This is a genomic window from Terrisporobacter mayombei (assembly GCF_020748465.1).
Taxonomy (GTDB): domain Bacteria; phylum Bacillota; class Clostridia; order Peptostreptococcales; family Peptostreptococcaceae; genus Terrisporobacter; species Terrisporobacter mayombei.
Genome location: NZ_JAHZMP010000006.1, coordinates 1 through 23,083, shown reverse-complemented (window position 1 = coordinate 23,083; position 23,083 = coordinate 1). Strand labels below are relative to the sequence as shown.

Sequence of the window (23,083 nt, the reverse complement as noted above, 5' to 3'; positions counted from 1 at the left end):
TATGGATAAAAAATTTGATAGAAAAAATAATATATTTAAAATATGTATTATAATTATTTGCTTAATTTTTAATATGCTAATTGGGTTTTTAAGTAAAAGTTTTAAAATTATTTTAATTGTTTTAGTATTTAATTTAATTATAATTTTCATGTTTTTTATTTATGAAAGAATGTTTCACAATTATATGAAAGATATACTAATAAAACTATCAGATATGTTAGCTACAATATCTGATATGAAGGAAACTGAAGTATTTTCTATGATAGATGATTCTCTATTTTCAAAACTACAACATCAGACTTTAAGATTAACTAATATTTTAAAAACTCAAAATAGTAAAATAGAAAACGATAAAAATGAAATAAAATCATTAATTTCTGATATAGCTCATCAGTTAAAAACACCTTTAACAAATATGAAAATGTACAGCGAATTTTTACAAGATGAAGATTTGACAAAAGAAGAGAGACAAGAGTTTAATGAAATTATTCTTTTGTCATTAGACAAACTTTGTTTTTTAGCGGAAAGTATGATAAAAATGTCTAGGCTGGAAAGTTCAGTAATTAGTATAAATCAAAAATATGAAGATTTAAACGATACAATTTTAATGGCTATTACACAACTTTATAAAAAAGCTGAAATGAAAAATATAGAAATTGATTTTAGACAAAAAGATAAAGTTAATTTATATCAAGATAAAAAATGGACATGTGAAGCTATTTTTAACATAATTGAAAATGCAATAAAATACTCGAAAGAAAATAGCAAAATAAATATAGCCATACAAAAATATGAGATGTTTACACGAATTGATATTGAAGATTATGGAATTGGTATAAAAGAAGAAGAAATACCAAAGATATTCTCTAGATTTTATAGAGGTCAAAATGCACAAGATGAAGATGGAATAGGAATAGGTCTTTATTTAAGTAGACAAATAATTACAAAACAAGATGGATATATAAAAGTGAAATCACAAGATACTGGTAGTACTTTTTCCGTATTTATGTTAAATGATATAAAGAATAAAATATAATAAATAAAAATCAGATTAGAAGTAAGAAAATATTATAATCTGATTTTTTTATGTCAGAGGATTGTCAGAAGTGTTTATTATTATATAACTATAGCATGATGAATAGATAGAGGAAAAAGGGTGGCAAAGATGAAGTTTAAAAATAATAATAAAAATATAGTAAAAAAGATAACAAAATCATCACTAAAGTTTAACAGAGTAAGAAATATATTTGTAGTCCTTGCTATAGTGCTTACTACATTTATGACGTGTTCAATATTTACTATAGGAGTTAGCCTTGTAAATAATTATAATACTATGAATATTAGAATAAGAGGAACAACATCAGATGCAATGTTGTCAAATCCTAAAAAAGATCAAATTGAAGCTATAAAGAATTTGGGTATAACCACATCAATTGGTGAGGAAATTTTAGTAGGAAATGTTATTAATCAAGAACTAGAAAAAGACAATCATGAGATATTTTTAAAATATTATGATAAAGAAAACTGGGAAAAACAAATTACACCCACAATAAGTAATGTAGAGGGGAATTATCCAACAAGTGAAGATGAAGTTATGGTATCTACGAAAGCATTAGAGTTTTTAGGAAAAGAAGATGCGAAAATAGGAGAAAAAATTAAGCTTGAATATATAGATGCAAAAGGAAATAAAAATAAGAAAGAGTTTGTATTAAGTGGTAAATATAAGACTTATTCAATTACTGAAAAAATAGGTTACTTAGCATTATCAAAAGATTATATAAAAAATAATGATTTTAATGTAGGCGATGATGGCTCAATTACTATTTGTTTTAAATCTGGTAAAAAATATAGTGCACAAGCAATTTTAAAGTCCAAGGTTAAATTAGATGATATGCAAGAATTTGATTACTATAACGATGTCGATGAAGATGGAAAAGAAATAAAGCAAAAATTCATTATTGTTATGGGAACCATAGGATTATTTATAGCATTTAGTGGATACTTACTAATATACAATATAATGTACATATCAGTTAGTAAAGATATACATTTTTATGGACTAATAAAGACTATAGGTGCATCTCCAAAACAAATTAAGAAAATTGTAAATGGGCAGGCGTTTAGATTGTCTATTATAGGTATTCCAATAGGACTGTTTTTAAGTGCAACGGTATCATTTGGAGTTGTACCTATGATTCTTGAAAATTTTTCTGTTAATGTTAATACTAATGCAATGCCAGGTGATATATCCTTTAATCCCGTAATATTTATATCAGCAACGATATTTTCAATACTAACAGTAAGTATAAGTTGTAGAAAACCAGCAAAAATAGCAAGTTCCATATCGCCAACAGAAGCTCTTAAATATTCAATAGGAAATAAAGAAAAGAAAAATAAGAACAATAGTTATAGAAAAAGTACTAATGGTGGAAAGATTTATAAGATGGCATATCACAACGTATTTAGAGACAAAAAAAGTGCGATTTTAGTATTTTTATCTCTTTTTATGGGAATTATGACATATTTAAGTATTTATACTTTTACTAGCAGTTTAAGTGTGGATAATTATATTGATAAATATATAAGCAATGATTTTAGAGTACAAAATATTCAAGCTATAGACGAAAAAATGAACGATGATTTTATAAAAAAAGTAGAAAATATTAAAGGTGTCGAGTCAGTTAGTAAATTTAAATTTTCTAATTTACAAAGTGATACAAATGAAATACCGCGTTTATTAGGCAAATTTATATATGATAAAGATGATATGCAAGAAATAATTGATTTTCAAGGAAAAATGAAAATTGGAACACCTATGTATCATAGGTCTTTTATAATTGGAGTGGATGATTTAGCAATAGAAAAATTCAGTGAAATGAGTAATGTTGAAATGAATTTAGATGATTTCAAGTCAGGAAAAGTTGCTTTAATAGATACTTTATGTTATTCAAAAGAAGAGAAAAATAACCTAAATGATACAATTACTTTAAAAGGTAAATATAGCAACTCTTTGACTTTTAAGATAGTAAAATTTGAAAATGATTCTAATTTATTACCAGATATAGGATTGCCTGTTATTTATATTAGCTCATCTCAGATAGAAAAGTTAGATAAAAAAGCTGTTAATAGTATGCTGTATATAAACGTAGATAAGAAATGCGAAGAAGAAATATATTCTAGGCTCAACGAAATGATAGACTCTGAGTATTTATTTGTAGAGTCAAGATCACAACTAGTTAAGGATTTCAGCGGCAATGTAACAATCATGAATATTATATCTACTAGTATGTCTGCAATATTGATTTTAATAGGAGTGTTAAACTTTATCAATGTTATGGTTACAAGTATCAACATGATACGAAAAGAATTGGCAATAATGGAAAGTATAGGAATGACAAAGAAACAAATTAAGAATATGTTAGTGTTTGAAGGAGGATATTATGCAGGAATAACTACTTTTCTTATATCAACTTTTGGTATGGTAATTATATTTGAAATAGCAAAAGCAACTAAGAAAATTGCTAGTTATGCAAAATTTGTATTTCCTATATTACCATTTATATGTTTACTAGTTTTTATATTCATAATCTGTTTAATAATTCCATTGGTAATTTATAAATATTCCAGTCTAAAAAGTGTTACAGAAAGGCTTAGAGAAATTGAAAAATAAAATAAAAAATATATACAAAATAGATGAATCCTAAGGTTATCTTAGGATTCGTCTATTTTTTTAATTTACGATATTTTATAAAAGTTGGTATATTTACAGCACAAACTATTATGGCTATTAAAATTAACAACAATGCAAAAGTTTTATCTGTAGACCCTACAGGAGAATATAAAATATTTAGTATTGAAAAAGAAATTAAAAATATAAATGCAAAAAGCCTAAATAATAATATTCTTCTAAAATAATCAATCTTAGACTCTAAATTAGAAAACATACTGAATTTACCTAACATTTTTTTCCGTCTAAAAAATACCCAATTTCTATAGTGGCATACATATTCAACACTCCACTCATCTTCTAAATAATTGAGAAAGTCCTCTTGATTAGGAGAAGAAGAAAGATTTTCAAACAATTCAAGAAAGTAATGATACTCACCAGGATTACATTTTTCAAATTTATATTTGCAAAAGCTGCAACTTTTTAAAGCGTAGCCCTTTGAACACATTATATTTATCCATTCTTCCTTTTTCTCATATTCACCAAGTGCAAAAAAATTTATAAATAATCATAAAAATCCTCCAATTAAAGTTTAAGAATAGCTAAATATGTTATATTTATATGATTTTTTTTCGTTTTATACAATAAGTATAGAGCCATATTTAGGATATGTTAAGCATAAATAATTTAATTTCCAAATTAAATTAAAATAAAGACTTTTTACATATAATGATTTAAAATTATAGTATAGATAAAGAGTGGAAAATTAATAAATGAAGTGAGGTATTGTAATGATTTGTAAAGAATGTGGTGCTATGATTAAACATGATGAGGAGTACTGTAGAAAATGTGGCGCTTTAGTAATTAATTTTAAAAAAAATGAAAACAAGAGTTTGAAAAATATATGCATTGAAAATAACGTAAGAGGAAAATGGCAAGGTTTTATAAATAAAATTAGTAATAAAGATACAAGAGATCATAGCGTTAAAGAAATTAATAAACACAATTTAAATATAAATGACTTAGGTAGCTTAGTTAATAAATATAATAAATATAATAAATCAGTAAAAAACATATTATCTGAAGAGTATTATACAAAAGAGAATAAGCTAAAAAAATAAGGAATTAAAATTGAGAATGATTTAATTTATAAAAATAGAGAATAATAAACTAAAAGTATTGATAAGACAATCAATACTTTTTTTGAGTCAAAAAAGGACAAAATCTTGCAATACACTTAAGATATATTGTTTAGGAAAAATTATGAAAGTTTAAATTTATATTAAATGAATTTATTATTAATATAAGTATATTTCATTAATAAAAATCATAGTAAATAAGAAAACAGTTAGACATACTAAACTTTTAAATAATTAATATAAACATTTGTTAATATGAAAATGATAAAAACAAGCTATTTACACGTTTTTAAAGTTAATCAAAAAAAACAAAAAAACGAAAAAACTATTGAAATATAGTTTCAAATTTTATATAATATCTATTGTTGTTTAGAAATTATAAACTTAATGTTTATATATAATAACATGAAAAGTAAAAAATTAAGTTCAATATACTAAACTAAAAATTTACTAATAATAAAAACAAAAATCGACATAAAATGAACGAAACGAATTTTATATGATAAAAAGGAGGTATCGCTATGGATATAGGTGGAAAAATTAAACGCATGAGAATAGAAAAGCAACTGACCCAGGAGGAATTGGCAAATAGATGCGAACTATCAAAGGGATTTATATCTCAACTTGAAAACAATTTAACTTCACCCTCTATTGCAACCTTAATAGATATACTAGATATCTTAGGAACAAATTTAAGAGAGTTTTTTAATGAAATAAGCGATGAAAAAATCACCTTTACAAAGGATGATATGTTTGAAACGGAAGACGAAGATTTAAAATATACATTAAAATGGTTAGTTCCAAACTCACAAAAAAATGATATGGAACCTATAATAATAACTTTACAACCAGGTGGACAATATAAAGAAGATAAGCCACATGAAGGAGAAGAATTTGGATATGTTCTAGCAGGTTCAATATTTCTTCATTTAGGAGATAAGAAAAATAAAGTAAGAAAGGGAGAAAGTTTTTACTTTAAACCTAGAGCTAATCACTATATTTCAAACCCAGGTAAAAAAGAATCAAAAGTGGTTTGGGTAAGTACGCCACCAATGTTTTAAGCAACGGATATATCTGTAGCGAAGCGAATTTTAAGTAACTGAGTTGTTTGAAGCGATAGCGAAGACATCTCGTTGACGCTATGAGTAAAGCGAATTTTTAGAATAAAAGAGGTGTTTACATTTGAAACAAGAGAACATAATTGAATTAAAAAATATATCAAAAAAGTATGAAGATAATGAGGTATTAAAAGATCTTAATTTAGATATAAGAAAAAACGAATTTTTAACTTTATTAGGACCAAGTGGGTGTGGTAAAACAACTACTTTAAAAATAATAGCTGGTTTTGAATTTGCTGATGATGGAAGTGTTTTATTCCAAGGCAAAGATGTAAATGAAATACCTCCATACGAAAGACCAGTAAATACAGTTTTCCAAAAATATGCTTTATTTCCTCATATGAATGTATATGAAAATATAGCTTTTGGATTAAAAATAAAAAAAATGGATCAAAAGGCTATAAATGAAAAAGTTAAAAAAATGCTTAAACTTGTGGCACTACCAGGATTTGAAGGTAGAGGTATTGATTCATTAAGTGGTGGGCAACAACAAAGGGTTGCTATAGCTAGAGCTTTAGTAAACGAGCCAAAAGTACTTTTATTAGACGAGCCTTTAGGAGCATTAGATTTAAAATTAAGACAAGAAATGCAAAGAGAACTTAAAAATATACAACAACAATTAGGAATAACATTTATATTTGTTACTCATGACCAAGAGGAAGCCCTATCAATGTCAGATACTATTGTTGTTATGAATAAAGGTAAAATACAACAAATGGGAACACCACAAGATATATACAATGAGCCTGAAAATGCTTTTGTTGCCAGATTCATAGGTGAAAGTAACATAATAGATGGTGTAATGCATGAAGACTTTTTAGTAGAGTTTTGTGGAAAAAGATTTGATTGTGTGGATAAAGGATTTAAAAAAGACGAAGAAATTCAAGTAGTAATAAGACCTGAAGATATAAAAATGGTTAAACCAGAGGATGGTATGTTAAAAGGAGAAGTTACTTCTTGCGTATTTAAAGGAGTTCATTATGAAATGACAGTTAAATCTAGTGGATTAACTTGGTTACTTCATAATACTAAATCAGCAGAAGTTGGATGTGACTTAGGCTTAGATATTTATCCAGAAGACATACATATCATGAGAAAAACAGGGGATGATGAGTCAAATGAAGAATAAAAACAAATTAGGTTTAAAAATATCTTCTCCGTATATAATCTGGAGTGGATTATTCATTGTAATTCCTTTATTCTTAATTGTATTCTTTGCTTTCACAAAAAGTACCAGCGAAGGCTACACTTTTACGCTACAATATTTTGAAGAATTAATGCAACCTATGTATTTTAGAATATTCTTTAGATCAATTAAACTAGCAGTATTATCAACAATACTATGTTTACTAATAGGATATCCAACTGCTTATATAATATCTAAAACAAAAGCAAGCAGACAAAATACATTGCTTATGCTTGCAATAATTCCTATGTGGATGAACTTCTTACTTAGAACTTATGCATGGTCAGCAATTCTAGGAAGAAACGGAATATTAAACACAATAATTACAGGGTTAGGATTTAGTCCTGTCAATATACTTTATACAGATACAGCGGTAATGCTAGGTATGGTTTACAACTTCTTACCGTTTATGATACTGCCAATATATACAATCTTATCAAAGATGGATCAAGATTTAATAAATGCAGCTAAAGACTTAGGTGCTAACGGCAGACAAGTGTTTACAAAAGTGATATTACCACTTAGTATGCCTGGTGTAGCGTCAGGAATAACAATGGTATTTATGCCAGCAGTATCTACCTTCGTAATTTCAAAATTACTAGGTGGTGGACAATTCATGTTAATTGGTAACTTAATAGAACAACAATTTATGTCAGTTGGTGACTGGCACTTTGGTTCAGCAATATCAATCTTCATGATGATAGTCATTTTAATTTCAATGGCAATACTTAATAAATTTAGTGACGAATCAGACAAGGAAGGCGGTGGATTACTATTATAAAGAAATTCACATCAAATATATATTTAACTCTTGTGTATATATTTTTATATGCACCAATAATATCACTAGCAGTGTTTTCATTTAATGATTCTAAATCCATGGCAAAATGGAATGGGTTTTCACTTAGATGGTATCAAGAGTTACTACAAAATGAAAGAATACTAGATGCACTTTATTACACAATTTTCATTGCCGTAGTAGCATCAGTAATAGCAACTATAGTAGGAACAATTACTGCTATAGGTATTCACAAAATAAGACAAGGAAAAGTAAGAGGATTACTTTTAAACATAAACTACTTGCCGGTATTAAACCCTGATATAGTAACAGGGGTGGCATTAATGTCACTTTTTGTTTTCATAAGACTGGAGTTTGGTTTTACTACAATGTTATTAGCGCATATAGTATTCGATATACCTTATGTAATTTTATCAGTACTTCCAAAATTAAAACAATTACCAGCAAACATAGAAGATGCGGCAATGGACTTAGGAGCAACTCCTTGGTATGCTCTTAGAAAAGTTGTTCTTCCTCAAATAAAACCAGGGATAATATCAGGTATGCTTATAGCATTTACCATGTCTATAGATGACTTTGTAATAAGTTTCTTTACAACAGGAAATGGTGTAACAAACTTAGCTATAGAAGTTTACTCAATGACAAGAAGAGGATTAACTCCTGAAATAAATGCCTTATCAACATTAATGTTTGCTGCTGTTTTAATATTATTACTTTTATCAAATATAACAGCAAACAAGAAGGCAGCACAAAGATCATAATTAAAGGGAGGACATAAAATGAAACTTAAAAAAATAATTTCAATAGCTTTAACAGTAGTCATGTCATCCACTTTATTAGTAGGTTGTGGTCAATCTAAAAAATCTGCTGAAGTTTTAAACATATATAATGTGGGTGATTATATTGATCCAGATTTAATAACAAAGTTCCAAGAAGAAACAGGAATTACAGTTGTATATGAAACTTATGACACTAATGAAGCGATGTATCAAAAACTTAAAAGTGGAAGTACTAAATATGATTTAATATTCCCATCAGATTATATGGTGGAGAAATTAATTGACGAAGATTTAGTATCAACAATAGATTATTCAAAAATACCTAATTACAAATATATAATGAAGGACTTTAGAAACCCTGATTATGACCCAGGAAACAAATTCTCGGTTCCTTATTTATGGGGTACTTTTGGAATATTATATAACAAAACTATGGTAGATGAAAAAGACGTGCAAAGTTGGGATGTACTTTGGAACCCTAAATATAAAGGTGAGATTCAAATGTTAGACTCAGTTAGAGATACAATGGGAATATCTTTAATAAGACTTGGACACTCAATTAATACACACAAAACCTCAGAAATAGAAGCAGCTAAGAAGGAGTTAATAAAACAACTACCTCTTGTGCAAGCTTATGTAAATGATGATGGAAAAGATAGACTTATAGTTGGAGATGCTGCTATGGGTATAGTATATAACGGAGATGCTTTAGTTTTAATGGACGAAAATCCTGACTTAGCTTATTCTGTTCCTAAGGAAGGTACTAATAGATGGGTTGATGCTATGTGTGTTCCTAAAATAGCAGAAAATAAGGATTATGCAGAAAAATTTATAAACTTTATATTAGATCCAGAGAATGCCCTTAAAAATGTAGAGTATATAGAGTATTCAACACCAAACCAAGGTGCTTATGATCTTTTAGATAATGAAACTAAAAATGATCCAACTGCTTATCCAGATGAAAAAATATTAGATAAGTCAGAAGTATTCTTAAATTTACCACCAGATGTACAAAAAAAATATGAAGATGCTTGGACAGAAATAAAATCACAATAATTTGTTCTTATAATAGCTAACACTTACAAGATATAAAGTCTTATAAGTGTTAGCTATTTTTATTTTAAGCAACGGATATATACGAGGTGAAACGAGGATATATCGTTGGCGATATATGAAAATCATATTTTAAGCAACGGATATATACGAAGTGAATTTTAGTTTGACTTATTAATAGCTGATACAATATTTTCATAAAATGTTTCTTGCTTATTTCCAGCTATATGAAGACCATCACGTGTAAATTTCAAATATCCATCTTTAGTAATTAAATTGGTAGTTGCATTTATATAATAAACATTATCATAACTGTCGCAATATTTCTTAGTCTCTTTATTATGATTTTTTATAGCCTTATTAAATGATTTTGGGTTTGCATTTGAAAATTTTTTACCCACAGGAAAAACTTCTTGAACATAGATAGTTTTATTTTTATACTTTTTTACTAAGGATGAAATTAGCTTTTCTTTATTCGAAACATTATTGGAATAAGTAGCTCCATTAACGCCAATTAACAAAACTACACCTTTAACATCATCATTATTAGGTAAATCGTTAAAGTTGTCTATCCAATAATCGGGTTGAACTCCTTCTACAGCTTTTATAATAGCATTTTCATTGTGTTTTTTTATAGTATCTTTAAGCAGCACTGTATAAGAGTCACCTAAAAATAAATAACCATCTAAATCAATTTTTTCTGGAGCTTTTTTAGTTTGCTCAGATATTACATATTCCATATCATCAAGATTACTATTATTAGATAAAACTGTCCAATTTGTTTTAGAAATGCTGACACAATTACTTATCTCAGGAAAGATAATTATACTTAAAATTAATATAGCTATTATTGCAGACGAAGAAATTATAAAAACTCTTTTTTTCTTTTTTTGTTGAAATTTATGTTTATTTAACCTACTCAACTTTATCTACCCCCTTTTGCTTTACTTTACTAATATATTAATTATAATATAATTTATAAGTATTAAATTAAAAATAGAGAAGTTTTTTGCTAGTATACTATAATAAAAAATACTTATGGTGAGGAGGGAAATCCTGTGCTAATAGAATTAAATAAGGAAATAATGCAAAGTCTTACAAAGACAGAAAGTGAAATTATAAAATTTATAAACGATAATGAAGAAAGAATGTCAGAGTTATCTATTGTAGATATTGCTTTTGATACTTATTCATCACCTGCCACTGTTTCTAGAGCTATCAGAAAATGTGGTGTAAATGGATTCAATGAACTTAGATATAGAATTACATCTAAAAATAATGATGATGAAATTCACAATATGGGAGAAATTATCAACAAATCTTTTGTGGAAGCTAGGCAAGTTGTAGATAGAATATCTATTACAAATGTATTAAATATTATAAATTGCTTAGCAAATTCTAAAAGAATTTATGTATTGGCTAGAGGCCTTACTGAGTATGTAGGAGAAGAATTTACTCTAAAACTTCAACTACTGGGGTGCAATGCTATTTTCATAGATGACCCTAATATTATGCAAATAAAAACTAAAAGTTTAAGATCTGATGAAGTGGTTTTCATATTTTCATTAAATGGAGAAACTAGTGAACTTATAGAATCTGCAAAAAATACAAATTTATGTGGAGCTAAAGTTATAACATGTTGCTGTAGCGAAAACTCGCCACTTTTAGAGCACTCACATTACAATCTAATAGGATTTAAACATAATCATGTTTCTATTAAAAAGTTTGAAGTATCTTCTAGAGTTTCATTGTTTATGATGTCTAGAATTATAATTGATTACATGGCTGCAAATATAGAATTAGAAAAATAATGAAAAGGGAATGAAAAAGATTTTCATATTATGAAAAGATTTTCATTCCCTTTTTTTTTATAATGAATTTATAAGATAGAGGGAGGAAAGATGAATGATTTACACTTTAACTACAAATCCTGCCATAGACATGAATATATGTACTAATTCAATAGAAAGAAAAATCGTAAATAGAACCCATGATGCTGTGTACTCGGCGAATGGAAAGGGATTAAATGTAAGTTTTGTACTTAAATATTTTGGAGTAGATTCGAAAGTACTTGGATTTTTTGGTGGATTCTCAGGGAAGTATATAATTGAAGAAACTAGAAAGAAAAATATAGAAATATTTCCGGTAGAAGTAGAAGATACAACAAGAATAAATATTTTTCTTAATGATGCTGAAGGAGAATTTAAATTTGTTAACTCAGGCTCTTTTGTTGAAAAAGCACAACAGGAAGAAATGTTACAAATGATGGAAAGTTTTGATGATCTTGAGTATTTATCCATAAGCGGAAGTCTTCCACCAGGAATAGACTCTTCATATTATGAAGAAATACTAGAGATTTGTGAGAAAAAGAATATAAAGGTAATTTTAGACATTAGTTCACCAAAACTAAAATGTCTATTAAAATATAAACCATTTTTAATTAAACCAAATGATGAAGAAATAGCAGGTATTTTTGGGATTATTGTTAGAGATGAAGAAGATATAAAAGACGTTCTGAAATATTTACATGAACAAGGAGCACAGAATATTTTCTTAACACTAGGTGAAAAAGGGTCTTATTTTTATAATGGAAAAAATATCTACTATGCAAGTGCTTACGAAGTAAAGCTTCTAAGTTCGGCTTGTGCAGGAGATTCAGCACTGGCAGGGTTTTTAAGTATTTGGCTTGAGGATATCAATAATGAAGAAAATATTGAACAAGGGTTAAAAAGAGCATCAGCAACAGGTGCCAACGTGGCAGAAAGTAATGCTATTGGTGATTTAAAAAAGGTTGAAGAATATATGAATGAAATTAGAATCAGGAGGGTGGAATAATCTATGAGCAAAAAGATATTAGCAGTTACAGGTTGCCCAACAGGAATTGCACATACTTTTATGGCTGAAAAAGCCTTAAAGTTAGCAGCACTGGAGTTAGGCTGTGAAATAAAAGTAGAAACAAATGGAGCAATAGGTGTTGAAAATGCTTTAACACCAAAAGAAATACAAGAAGCAGATGCAATAATAGTGGCTTGTGATAAAAATGTTGATATGGACAGATTTAATGGAAAGCCAGTAATAGAAGTTTCAGTAAGTGAGGGAATAAACAAAGCAGAAGAATTAATACAAAAATGTTTAGAGAATAAAGCTCCTATAAGAAAAGGAGATATGAGAAGAAACAATGAAGCTGAGGAAAAGGTTTCTATTGGGCATCAAATTTATAAACATTTAATGAATGGTGTATCTCACATGCTTCCACTAGTTGTAGCTGGTGGTGTACTAATAGCAATATCTTTCTTATGGGGAATATACTCAGCAGAACCAACTCATGAACAATATAATACAGTAGCTGCAACAATAAAATCTATTGGTGGATTCTCAATGGGTCTTATGGTTCCAGTTCTTACAGCTTTCATAGCTCAATCAATAGCAGGAAGACCAGGAATGCTTGCAGGTTTTGTTGCAGGTATGATGGCAAATGATAATGGCTCTGGATTTATTGGTGGTATAATCGGTGGTTTCTTCGCAGGTTATTTCACATTATTAATAGTTAATAGTTTAAGAAAACTTCCAAGACAACTAGAAGGTCTAAAATCCATATTTATAGTTCCAATAATAACAGTATTTGCTTCTGGGTTATTGATGGTAGCTTTAGGTGGGCCTTGCGCATCTCTTAATGAAAGTATGATGAAATTCTTATCAGGAATGCAAGAATCAAGCCCAATAGCTTTAGGATTAGTAATAGGATGTATGTCGGCATTTGATATGGGTGGTCCAGTAAACAAAGCAGCTTATGTTACAGGTACTATGTTACTTGCTCAAGGTAACTATTTATTCATGGCTGGAGTATCTGCAGCTTGTATAACTCCTCCATTAATAATAGCTCTTGCAGCAACATTCAAAAAAGACAGATTCTCAAATGATGACCGTACAGCTGGTTTATTAAACTATGTACTTGGATTTACTCATATAACAGAAGGTGCAATACCGTTTGCCGCTAAAAATCCATTAAAAGTTATACCAGTATTAATGATAGGTTCATCAGTATCAGCAATACTAACTTATATGATGAAAATAGAAGTTCCAGCTCCTCACGGTGGATTTTTAATACTAGGATTAGTAAACAAACCAATGATGTGGGTAGCATGTATATTAGCAGGTTCTGCAGTAGGTGCTTTACTTTATGTATTAGTTACACCAAAAGTAGAAGTTAAGGAAGATAAAAAAATAAAAGAAGCTGTAACTAACCAAGGAATAGATAGAGTTGTAGCATCTTTATACAATGAAAATACAGTAGCTTTAGAATTAAAAAGTAATTCAAAAGAAGAAGTTTTAATAGAAATGACTGATTTATTATATAAAGATGGTATTTTAACAAATAAAGAAGAATTCTTAGCAGAAATAAAGAAAAGAGAAGAAAGTGGATCAACTGGATTTGGAAATGGTGTAGCAATACCTCATGCTAAAACTAAATCAGTAGTAAAACCAAGAGTTGCAGTAGGTATATCTAAAAAAGGTTTTGAATTTGATTCCCTTGACAGAAAACCAGTACACTTAATATTTATGATAGCAGCAGGAGAGGGAGATAATGACTTGCATTTAAGAACTTTATCTTCATTAGCTCAAAACTTAATGGAAAAAGAATACGTAGATCAAATATTAGCAAGTAAAGATGCAAAAGAAATAGTTGGTTTATTGGCATAAAGGAGAGAGGAAATGGCTTTAGTTACTACAAAAAAAATGTTATTAGATGCTCAAAAAAATGGATATGCAGTAGGAGCATTTAATGTGGAAAATATGGAAATGGTAATGGCAGTTGTAAGTGCAGCTGAAGAAACAAAATCTCCAGTTATAATGCAAACAACTCCATCAACAGTGAAATATGCTGACTTTGATTACTTTTATGCAAATGTGAAAGTAGCAGCTGAGAAAGCTAATGTTCCAGTGGCAATACATTTAGACCACGGAAATAGCTTTGAATTGGCAATGAAAGCATATAGAAATGGATATACATCAATAATGATAGATGGCTCACATGGTAGCTTTGAAGAAAATATATCTTTAACAAAATCAGTAGTAGATGTTTGTAAAAATGGAAATGTTCCAGTAGAGGCTGAACTTGGAAAAGTTGGTGGAAAAGAAGACGACTTGGACGGTGGAGAGGGAGGATATACAGACCCTTCACAAGCGAAAGAGTTTGCCCAAAGAACTGGAGCAGATTCTCTAGCAATTTCAATTGGGACAGCTCATGGTGTATATAAGGGAGAACCGAAGTTAGATTTAAATAGATTATCACAAATAAGAGAAGTAGTAGATATTCCTCTAGTGCTTCATGGAACATCTGGAGTACCTGATGAGATAGTTACAGAATGCGTAAACAGAGGAATTTGTAAAGTAAACTATGCAACAGATTTAAGAATAGCTTTTACTAAGGGAGTAAAAAAAGTATTAGATGAAAATCCTGATACTATAGATCCTAAAAAATACAACTCTCAAGGTAGAGAAGAAGTAAAAGAATATGTTAAGTCAAAAATGTTAGTTGTAAAAAGCGCAGAACAAGCTAATTAATAATATCTAAATCCATATAAAGGCTGATGTAAATAAGAACGTGAATTCTTATTTACATCGGCATTTTTTATTTTAGCTCATTGTTTGAGTAAAGTTTTTTGTTGAGATGTAGAAAAGGTATACATTTGTCTATATTAAGTATTTTATTTAAACGTATTCAATAAGTCTATAAATACACAATTTTCCAACTATTTTGGAGGCAATTGTAAAAAATATATTTAGAGTATATAATGTGGGAAAGTAGCATAATTTAAGCATAAGTGTAAAAAGGAGTGGATTATATGACAAATACTAAGCCAACTATGTTACATAGTAATAGAGGATCTGTTTTTTCTGTATTTAGTGAAGATGAATTAAAAAACATGACCCAAAGCAGCACAAGAAAAGTGGCTATATGTGGAAGAGTAAACAACAGTGGGATTGTTGATGTTCCAGAAGGTGCCACACTTGCAGATATTATTGAATTAGCTGGGGGCATATTAGATAAAAGAGCTTTCAAAGGAGCACATATTGGGGTTCCGCCATATGGAAGATTTTTATGTAAAAAAGATTTAGATAAAGAATTAGATTTTGCATTATTTGATAACTATATTAGGGCAATCAATGTATTGTCAGAAGAAGATTGTATAGTTCAATATTCCAAATTCTATATGGATTCTGTAATAGGGTCAATGCAAAATGGAAAATCCTTAGAGGATTATGCCAAAGTAAAAGATCAAATTGAAAGAGTTTGGAGAATTCTAGATAGAATAAGTAAGGGAAAATCAAATATGCGCGATGTTTACTTACTTAGAACTATAGCAGAACAAATAAAAGAAGATTTAAATCAAGAACACAATATTATGGAAGAAATTTTACAAAATTTCTACGATGAAATTAGTGAACATATAGAGGAAGACAAATGCTACACTATGCAGTGTAATAACTTAATAAAACTTACTATTACAGACAAATGTATAGGATGTGGAGCTTGTAAAAGAGTATGTCCAGTAGATTGTATAGCAGGTGAGCGTAAGCAAAAACATAAAATTGACTATAATAGATGTACTCATTGTGGTAGATGTGTATCAACATGCCCAGTGGATGCTATTACAGCTGGAGACAACACTTTAAAGTTTATAAGAGACTTATCTACTCCTAATAAACTTGTAATTACACAAATGGCACCTGCCATAAGAGTTACCATAGGTGAAGCTTTTGGTTTTGAGCCAGGAGATAATGTGGAGAAAAAACTTGCAGCAGGTCTTAGAAAATTAGGTGTAGACTATGTATTCGATACAAACTGGGCAGCTGATTTAACCATTATGGAAGAAGCGGCAGAACTACAAGATAGATTAGAAAGACATTTCGCAGGAGACGAAAGTGTAAAATTACCAATGCTAACATCATGCTGTCCAGCGTGGGTTAAATTTATAGAGCAAAACTATGGTGACATGCTTGATGTACCATCAACTGCAAAATCTCCAATGCAAATGTTCGCAACAGTAGCTAAAGATATTTGGGCAAAAGAAAAAGGTCTAATAAGAGATGAGGTAACATCTGTTGCTATAATGCCTTGTATTGCGAAAAAATACGAAGCATCTAGACCAGAATTTTCTCGTGGATTAAACTACGACGTTGACTATGTAATAACTACAAGAGAATTAATAAAAATATTCCAAGATTCAGGAATAGATTTAAAAGAGATTGAAGATGAAGATATAGACCAAATACTTGGTGAATATACAGGGGCAGGTGTAATATTTGGTAGAACTGGTGGAGTTATAGAATCAGCTCTTAGAACTGCTCTTGAAAATATGACAGGCGAACAAATTGAAAATGTAGAATTCCACTCACTTAGAGGATTTGATGGATTTAGATCTTGTGATGTGGAAGTTGGAGATATTAAACTTAGAATAGGTGTAGCCCACGGATTAGAAGAAGCAGGAAAAATGCTTGATAAAATAAGAAGTGGAGAAGAATTTTTCCACGCTATAGAAATTATGGCTTGTCCTGGTGGATGTGTTGGTGGTGGTGGCCAACCTAAAGTTAGGAAAAACAGAGATGAAATTTTACAAAAGCGTGGAGAAGGACTAAATAGCATAGATAGAAGTAAAGATATGAGAGTTTCTAAGGAAAATCCAGCAGTACAAGCTATTTATGACAAGTATTTAGATTATCCATTAAGCCATAAAGCTCATGAATTACTTCATACTAGATACTTTGTAAGAAGAAAAAAATAAAATTATAGCAAACATAAGATAGGGTATTTAATATCCTATCTTTTTTGTAATGCAAAATTATATAAATTGGTAAAAATTAGGTGAATATGAGAGATTGTGGTATTATATATGGGGAATAATTACAATTGTGAGGAGGGGTCTATGAAAAAATCATTACGAATTGTTTTATTAGTAATAGTGTTAATTGGTTTACCTTTATTGTGGAAAAATATATCTAAACAAGCAGGAACAAGTCAAACAACAGAAAACAAAACATCTAGCAAAGATATATCAACTTACAATTATATTAATAAAGATGGTAAAATTTTAGAGAGTAGAATAAATACTCCAGAAGGATTTACCCGAACTTCATGTGATAAAAACAACTTGGTGGAATTTTTACGTCAATATCCATTAAAAAAAGATGGCTCGCCTGTATTACTTTACAATGGTAAAGAAAAGGCCAATCAAAGTGCTCATACAGCTGTCTTTGACATGTATCTTGGGGATAGGAACTTACAACAATGTGCTGATTCCGTAATTAGAGTATATGCGGAATATTTTTATGAACGCAAACAGTTTGATAAAATCAAATTTCACTTTGTAGATGGTTTCTTATGTGATTATGAAAAATGGAGAAATGGATACAGAGTTAAGACTAATGGAAATAGCTCATCATGGGTAAAAACAAGCAAGTTTGACGATTCCAAAGAATCATTTGAAAGTTATCTTAATATGGTTTTTGCTTATGCAAGTACTTTATCCCTTGAAGAAGAATCAAAAAAAATTAAATTGGATGAAATGCAAATAGGAGATATTTTTCTTACTGGTGGAAGTCCAGGACATGTGGTAATAGTTGTTGATATGTGTGAAAATGATAAGGGAGAAAAAGCGTTTTTATTGGCTCAAGGATATATGCCTGCTCAAGAATTTCATATATTAAAAAGCAATAGAGGAGACAACAACCCTTGGTATTATGTGTCTGATATTAAATATCCATTTAAAACTCCTGGATATACTTTTGAAAAAGAATGTTTTAGACGATTGAATTATTAAAAAATAAATAATAAAAAAGTAGTATATCTATAAATTTAGATGTACTACTTTTTTTATAAGAAAATAACTGAGCCTTAAAAAGTAGTAGTTTAATAGTATTACTACCTTAGTGCTACCCTAAAATCATACTGAATAGACATGAAAATACAATTACAATTAAATAGTAACAAAATAGTAACAAAATTAGTAGAAGGGGGAGAATATATGAAGAGGGTATTAAAAAGGTTTATATCAGTATTAACAGCGCTAATACTTACAATTTCGGCATGTTTTATAAAAGTACCTACTGCCTATGCAGATGAAAAGAATCCTATAGGAAATGTTACTGTAAGTATGGAAAAATTCACTCTAGGCCTTGGTTATATTATTGAACCAGTTTTGGTGCCTATATATGAAGGCGATACAGGAGCAACAGTAATAACTAGAATGATTGAGGAAAATTTGGGGAAAGGTAGCTACGAATACACAGGAAGTATAGGTGATCAATCAGGAGTATTAGGACAATCATTCTATCTGGCAAGTGTTAAAGATAAAGATCATAGGGATGCTAAAATACCAGAATATATTCTTAAAGAATGCAATGAACCAGGTGGAAGAAATAGGGAAGACTGGCTAGGAGAGTTTGACTATACTTTTATGTCAGGTTGGATGTATGCCGTGAACAATTGGTTCCCAAATTACGGAGCTGGACAATATAATTTAAAAGATGGAGACGTAATGAGATGGCAATACACAGTTTGGGGATATGGTAGTGATTTAGGATCAACATTTATGGGTGGAGGAGATGCATTAGTAAATCCACCAGTTAAAGATAAGTTAACTACGGCTATAGCAACAGTTAATAGTTCAGAAGAAAAAGAAAAACTACTTCAAAATAAAGAAGTAAAAAAGGCATATGATGAGGCAATGAAAGTGCTTCAAGATATGGAAACTACTGAAGCAAAAGTAAAATCTGCAACTGAAAATCTACAAGCTAGTATAAAAAAATATGAAAAAGATAAAATAAACCAATCTGTTTCTAATGCAATAAAAGAAACAGGTGCTTATTTATTGAAAACTGTACCAGAAGCTGGATTTGGAACATTTAGTGGTGAATGGACTGTACTAAGTTTAGCAAGAGGTGGAATAGAAGTACCTAAAGGATACTACAAAACATATGAAGATAATGTTGTTGAGTATGTAAAAAGTAAAAATGGAAAACTTCATGCAGCTAAATACACAGAATATTCTAGGCTTATTTTAGGATTTTCTTCAATAGGATTAGATGCTACTGATGTGGGTGGATATAGCATGGTAGCACCACTTGGAGACTTTAATGGTGTCAAAAGACAAGGTATAAATGGACCTATATTTGCTCTTATAGCTTTAGATACTAGAGGATATGACATAGCAAAAGCACCAGAAGGTAAAACTCAAACTACGAGAGAAATGCTAATAGATTATATATTAGATAAAGAAATAACTCAAACATCAGGAGAAATTGGCGGATGGGCATTAACAGGTAATTCACCAGATCCAGATATAACAGCAATGGCTATTCAATCTTTAGCACCATACTATAAAACTAATGAAAAAGTAAAATCTGCAGTAGATAGAGGATTAACTCAACTTTCAAAATTACAATTAGATAACGGAGCATATAATAGCTGGGGATCAATGAATAGTGAATCTACAGCACAAGTTATAGTGGCTCTTACTGCACTTGGTATAGATCCATTAGAAGATGAAAGATTTATAAAAGTAAATAGTAAAACAGGAAAAGAAAGTAATTTATTAACGGGAATAATGCAATTCTATAGTGAAGGTGGCGGATTTAAACACGTACTAGATATGAACACAGATGCTATGGCTACAGACCAAGGAATGTATGCTTTAGTTGCTTATCAAAGATTTTTAGATGGTAAATCTTCACTTTATGATATGCAAGATCAAATCAATTATACATTAGATGATGTAGAATTATATGATGATGAAACTAAGCAATTAGAAGTTAAAGGCGCACCAGGTTGTTCATTAGGTAAAGTAACTTGGTCAGTAGAAGATAAAAATGTAGCTACTATATCAGAAGGTGGACTTTTAACAGCTAAAAAAGCAGGAACTACAAAAGTAAATGCAAAAATAGGAAATAAAACAATAATAGCAATAGTAACTGTAAAGAAAAACCCTGCTAAAATAGTAATGGAAAAAATAGATGCTTTGGGTGAAATTACTTTAGAAAAAGAAGAGCAAGTTAAAGAAGCAAGAAAGGCTTATGAAGCTTTAAATGATGAATTCAAACAAAAAGTTACTAACTTAGATATATTAATTGATGCTGAAAAAACAATAGCTTCAATGAAAGACGAAGATCAAAAAGTAGTCGATGAATTTATTTCAAAAGTTAACGATATTGATTTATCTGGAGGATTTTCACAAGAAACTAAAGGCTATGTTCTAGGATTGAAAGAACTATATGATAGCTTAAATGCTTATCAAAAATCATTAGTAGCTCAAGCGATATTAGACAAATTAACGAGTAGTCTAAATGAAATTGATAAATTAGAAGTTGAAAATCTTTTATCTATATTAAACAGCATTCCAAGTCCTGCAACGGAAGATGATTTAGATAAAGTAACAGCATTTTTAGCAGCTTATGATGCTATGAGTGATTCTCAAAAATCTAAAGAAGAAGTTAAAAATGCAAAAGCTAAGATTGATGAAATATTATTAGGAATCGATGAAGAAAAAGCTTATGAACAAATGGCAAAAGAGCTTGCATCAGATGTGAAAAAACTTAAAACATCAATAGATAGAAAGGAATTAGAAACTGCTAAATCTTTAGTTAAAAGACATAAAGCGTTAAATGATAGATCTAAATTCTATTTTAGTGAAGATGAAGAAGCAGTAGGAAATTTTGATAAAATAAAAGCTAATATAGAACAAATAGCTATAGCAGATAAATTTGATAACTATATAAGAGATTATGTTGTAGAAAATATTAATAATAAAGAAAAACTAGAAGCTGCTAAAGATAAATTAGGTGCATATAATAAATTAAGTGATGAAGTAAAATCATATGTAACAGAAAAAGAAAAAGTTGAATCATTAAAATCTGCCATATCTAAGGCAGAAGAAAATTTAGCAAAAGCTAAGGAAGTTGATGAACTAATAAATGCATTACCAGAAAAAATAACTGAATCAGATCATGAATCTGTATTATCTGCAAAAGAAAAATATAATGCATTAACAGATGCTCAAAAAGGATTTGTAGAAGGTATTGAAAAATTAAACGATGCATTAAGTCAAATACTAGAAAAATTTGAAAAAGACCTAGAAGTAAATGACATAAAAACTACAGATAAAGTAGTAACAGGTAAAGGTGAAACCGGGGCAAATATAGAAATTTATGTTGATGGAACATTAGTAGGAAATGGCTCAGTAGATGAAGATGGAACTTTTGAAGTAGAAATACCTGCTTTAGAAAAAGGAAAGACCGTATCAGTTAAAATGACAAAAGAAGGATATGAAACTTTAGAAGTTACAAAAACAGTTGTAAAAGGTAATGAATCAACAAATCCTGGAGATGGAGATCAAGACGATGATCAAGATCAAGACGAAGACCAAGATGTAGATGATGACCAAGATCAAAACTTAGGAAATGATAACCAAGATCAAGATGGAAATCAAAATAATGATAATTCAGATCAAAATTCATCTGGAAATGGCAGTAATGTACAAACAGGAGATCCTTCATCAGTTGGATATTTGATAATGGGAATAACGGCAATAGGTGGATTATTCTTTATTATTAGAAAAAATAAAAACGACTAGAAATTAATATATCTTAAAAATAAGCTGAAGCATACATTTATGTTTCAGCTTATTTTATGAAATCAAAATGTTTGTCTAAAGTAAAATTTGGTATTTGTATTATTCGCAAGAAAAATAGTGAGTAGTTAGAGAAGAGAATTTATGTGAATTAGTGTTTTATTTTTATTAGCAATAGTAATATTGATTTTTGGGTTTATGGAATATGTGACTATAAGGTACCCAAAAGAGGTTTTAAATATTTCAGAAAAAATAAAAAAAGCCTTGACCAATAATTATTATGATGGTATAGTTATACATGTCCTCAATGAGAGGCAAACACTGAAAATAAAATATAAAAAAAGGTGTTGACATGAACTTTTGATTTTGTTAAAATTAAAAAAGTTGAAACAAAAAGAACTTTGAAAATTAAACAGTAGGTTAATAATAAATTAATTCTTTAAGAATTAAACACAAACAAACCAAGCCAGATATTCAGATAATGATTAGCTGAGCAATTGGACAACTTTTATTTGAGAGTTTGATCCTGGCTCAGGATGAACGCTGGCGGCGTGCCTAACACATGCAAGTCGAGCGATTTACTTCGGTAAAGAGCGGCGGACGGGTGAGTAACGCGTGGGTAACCTGCCTCATACACATGGATAACATACCGAAAGGTATGCTAATACAGGATGATATAAGAGATTCACATGGATTTCTTATCAAAGCTCCGGCGG

Annotated in this window: 17 protein-coding genes, 1 rRNA gene and 1 pseudogene; 17 read left to right on the top strand and 2 right to left on the bottom strand. The window is 29.4% G+C overall.

From position 1 onward, the window contains the following. Position 1 precedes the first annotated feature (1 nt). The 3 genes from K0039_RS15970 (at position 2) to K0039_RS22050 (ending at position 3,915) form a co-directional block, all read left to right on the top strand. Positions 2-1,036: a sensor histidine kinase gene (locus K0039_RS15970; RefSeq protein WP_228106068.1), complete on the top strand. Its 1,035-nt coding sequence runs from the start codon at positions 2-4 to the stop codon at positions 1,034-1,036. A gap of 129 nt (positions 1,037-1,165) precedes the next feature. Next, positions 1,166-3,670, top strand: a complete 2,505-nt coding sequence (locus tag K0039_RS15965; protein ID WP_228106067.1) for an ABC transporter permease — start codon at positions 1,166-1,168, stop codon at positions 3,668-3,670. Between the two features lie 110 nt (positions 3,671-3,780). Beyond that, on the top strand, positions 3,781-3,915 hold the full coding sequence (locus K0039_RS22050) for a hypothetical protein (RefSeq protein WP_265589512.1): 135 nt from the start codon (positions 3,781-3,783) through the stop codon (positions 3,913-3,915). Positions 3,916-3,938: 23 nt separating this feature from the next. Here K0039_RS22050 and K0039_RS23905 read toward each other — a convergent pair. Further along, positions 3,939-4,175 (bottom strand): annotated as a pseudogene (locus tag K0039_RS23905) (DUF2812 domain-containing protein); the annotation flags it as partial. Positions 4,176-4,458: 283 nt separating this feature from the next. On the opposite strand from K0039_RS23905, the gene K0039_RS15960 reads away from it, so the two are divergent. From K0039_RS15960 to K0039_RS15935, 6 genes are all read left to right on the top strand, one after another. Next, entirely contained in the window at positions 4,459-4,788 is a 330-nt protein-coding gene (locus tag K0039_RS15960; RefSeq protein ID WP_228106066.1) for a hypothetical protein, read from the top strand. 539 nt (positions 4,789-5,327) lie between these two features. Next, complete coding sequence (locus K0039_RS15955) at positions 5,328-5,867, top strand: helix-turn-helix domain-containing protein (protein WP_228106065.1); 540 nt, start codon at positions 5,328-5,330, stop codon at positions 5,865-5,867. A 121-nt stretch (positions 5,868-5,988) separates the two neighbouring features. Continuing rightward, positions 5,989-7,053 carry a spermidine/putrescine ABC transporter ATP-binding protein gene (potA, locus tag K0039_RS15950; protein WP_228106064.1) on the top strand — a complete coding sequence of 355 codons (1,065 nt, stop codon included), beginning with the start codon at positions 5,989-5,991 and terminating at the stop codon, positions 7,051-7,053. Further along, positions 7,043-7,891 (top strand): ABC transporter permease, encoded by an 849-nt coding sequence (locus tag K0039_RS15945; RefSeq protein WP_228106063.1) that lies wholly within the window; start codon positions 7,043-7,045, stop codon positions 7,889-7,891. The genes potA and K0039_RS15945 overlap by 11 nt, the downstream gene beginning before the upstream one ends. A 98-nt stretch (positions 7,892-7,989) precedes the next feature. After that, positions 7,990-8,670 carry an ABC transporter permease gene (locus K0039_RS15940; protein WP_265589515.1) on the top strand — a complete coding sequence of 227 codons (681 nt, stop codon included), beginning with the start codon at positions 7,990-7,992 and terminating at the stop codon, positions 8,668-8,670. A gap of 18 nt (positions 8,671-8,688) precedes the next feature. After that, on the top strand, positions 8,689-9,744 hold the full coding sequence (locus tag K0039_RS15935) for an ABC transporter substrate-binding protein (RefSeq protein WP_228106062.1): 1,056 nt from the start codon (positions 8,689-8,691) through the stop codon (positions 9,742-9,744). 158 nt (positions 9,745-9,902) lie between these two features. Here the strand turns inward: K0039_RS15935 and K0039_RS15930 are convergent, their stop codons facing one another. Beyond that, positions 9,903-10,664: an SGNH/GDSL hydrolase family protein gene (locus K0039_RS15930; protein ID WP_228106061.1), complete on the bottom strand. Its 762-nt coding sequence runs from the start codon at positions 10,662-10,664 to the stop codon at positions 9,903-9,905. Between the two features lie 135 nt (positions 10,665-10,799). On the opposite strand from K0039_RS15930, the gene K0039_RS15925 reads away from it, so the two are divergent. The 8 genes from K0039_RS15925 to K0039_RS15890 form a co-directional block, all read left to right on the top strand. Beyond that, on the top strand, positions 10,800-11,552 hold the full coding sequence (locus K0039_RS15925; protein WP_228106060.1) for a MurR/RpiR family transcriptional regulator: 753 nt from the start codon (positions 10,800-10,802) through the stop codon (positions 11,550-11,552). A gap of 94 nt (positions 11,553-11,646) precedes the next feature. Next, a complete protein-coding gene (locus K0039_RS15920) occupies positions 11,647-12,576 on the top strand; it encodes a 1-phosphofructokinase family hexose kinase (RefSeq protein WP_228106059.1) in 930 nt (309 codons plus the stop codon). Between the two features lie 3 nt (positions 12,577-12,579). Continuing rightward, a complete protein-coding gene (locus K0039_RS15915; RefSeq protein WP_228106058.1) occupies positions 12,580-14,442 on the top strand; it encodes a fructose-specific PTS transporter subunit EIIC in 1,863 nt (620 codons plus the stop codon). A 12-nt stretch (positions 14,443-14,454) separates the two neighbouring features. Then, on the top strand, positions 14,455-15,306 hold the full coding sequence (fba, locus tag K0039_RS15910; RefSeq protein ID WP_228106057.1) for a class II fructose-1,6-bisphosphate aldolase: 852 nt from the start codon (positions 14,455-14,457) through the stop codon (positions 15,304-15,306). Positions 15,307-15,587: 281 nt separating this feature from the next. Beyond that, the gene (locus K0039_RS15905) at positions 15,588-17,528 is read left to right on the top strand and encodes a [FeFe] hydrogenase, group A (RefSeq protein ID WP_228106056.1); all 1,941 of its coding nucleotides are present in this window, start codon (positions 15,588-15,590) and stop codon (positions 17,526-17,528) included. A 141-nt stretch (positions 17,529-17,669) separates the two neighbouring features. Further along, positions 17,670-18,563, top strand: a complete 894-nt coding sequence (locus K0039_RS15900; protein ID WP_228106055.1) for a DUF4846 domain-containing protein — start codon at positions 17,670-17,672, stop codon at positions 18,561-18,563. 204 nt (positions 18,564-18,767) lie between these two features. After that, entirely contained in the window at positions 18,768-22,370 is a 3,603-nt protein-coding gene (locus K0039_RS15895; RefSeq protein ID WP_228106054.1) for an Ig-like domain-containing protein, read from the top strand. 505 nt (positions 22,371-22,875) lie between these two features. Continuing rightward, a 16S ribosomal RNA gene (locus K0039_RS15890) occupies positions 22,876-23,083 on the top strand; the annotation flags it as partial.

Coding starts and splice junctions, on each gene's coding strand:
- K0039_RS15970 (WP_228106068.1), top strand. CDS start 2: ATGGATAAAAAATTTGATAGAAAAAATAATATATTTAAAATATGTATT.
- K0039_RS15965 (WP_228106067.1), top strand. CDS start 1,166: ATGAAGTTTAAAAATAATAATAAAAATATAGTAAAAAAGATAACAAAA.
- K0039_RS22050 (WP_265589512.1), top strand. CDS start 3,781: ATGGCTATTAAAATTAACAACAATGCAAAAGTTTTATCTGTAGACCCT.
- K0039_RS15960 (WP_228106066.1), top strand. CDS start 4,459: ATGATTTGTAAAGAATGTGGTGCTATGATTAAACATGATGAGGAGTAC.
- K0039_RS15955 (WP_228106065.1), top strand. CDS start 5,328: ATGGATATAGGTGGAAAAATTAAACGCATGAGAATAGAAAAGCAACTG.
- K0039_RS15945 (WP_228106063.1), top strand. CDS start 7,043: ATGAAGAATAAAAACAAATTAGGTTTAAAAATATCTTCTCCGTATATA.
- K0039_RS15940 (WP_265589515.1), top strand. CDS start 7,990: ATGGCAAAATGGAATGGGTTTTCACTTAGATGGTATCAAGAGTTACTA.
- K0039_RS15935 (WP_228106062.1), top strand. CDS start 8,689: ATGAAACTTAAAAAAATAATTTCAATAGCTTTAACAGTAGTCATGTCA.
- K0039_RS15920 (WP_228106059.1), top strand. CDS start 11,647: ATGATTTACACTTTAACTACAAATCCTGCCATAGACATGAATATATGT.
- K0039_RS15915 (WP_228106058.1), top strand. CDS start 12,580: ATGAGCAAAAAGATATTAGCAGTTACAGGTTGCCCAACAGGAATTGCA.
- fba (WP_228106057.1), top strand. CDS start 14,455: ATGGCTTTAGTTACTACAAAAAAAATGTTATTAGATGCTCAAAAAAAT.
- K0039_RS15905 (WP_228106056.1), top strand. CDS start 15,588: ATGACAAATACTAAGCCAACTATGTTACATAGTAATAGAGGATCTGTT.
- K0039_RS15900 (WP_228106055.1), top strand. CDS start 17,670: ATGAAAAAATCATTACGAATTGTTTTATTAGTAATAGTGTTAATTGGT.
- K0039_RS15895 (WP_228106054.1), top strand. CDS start 18,768: ATGAAGAGGGTATTAAAAAGGTTTATATCAGTATTAACAGCGCTAATA.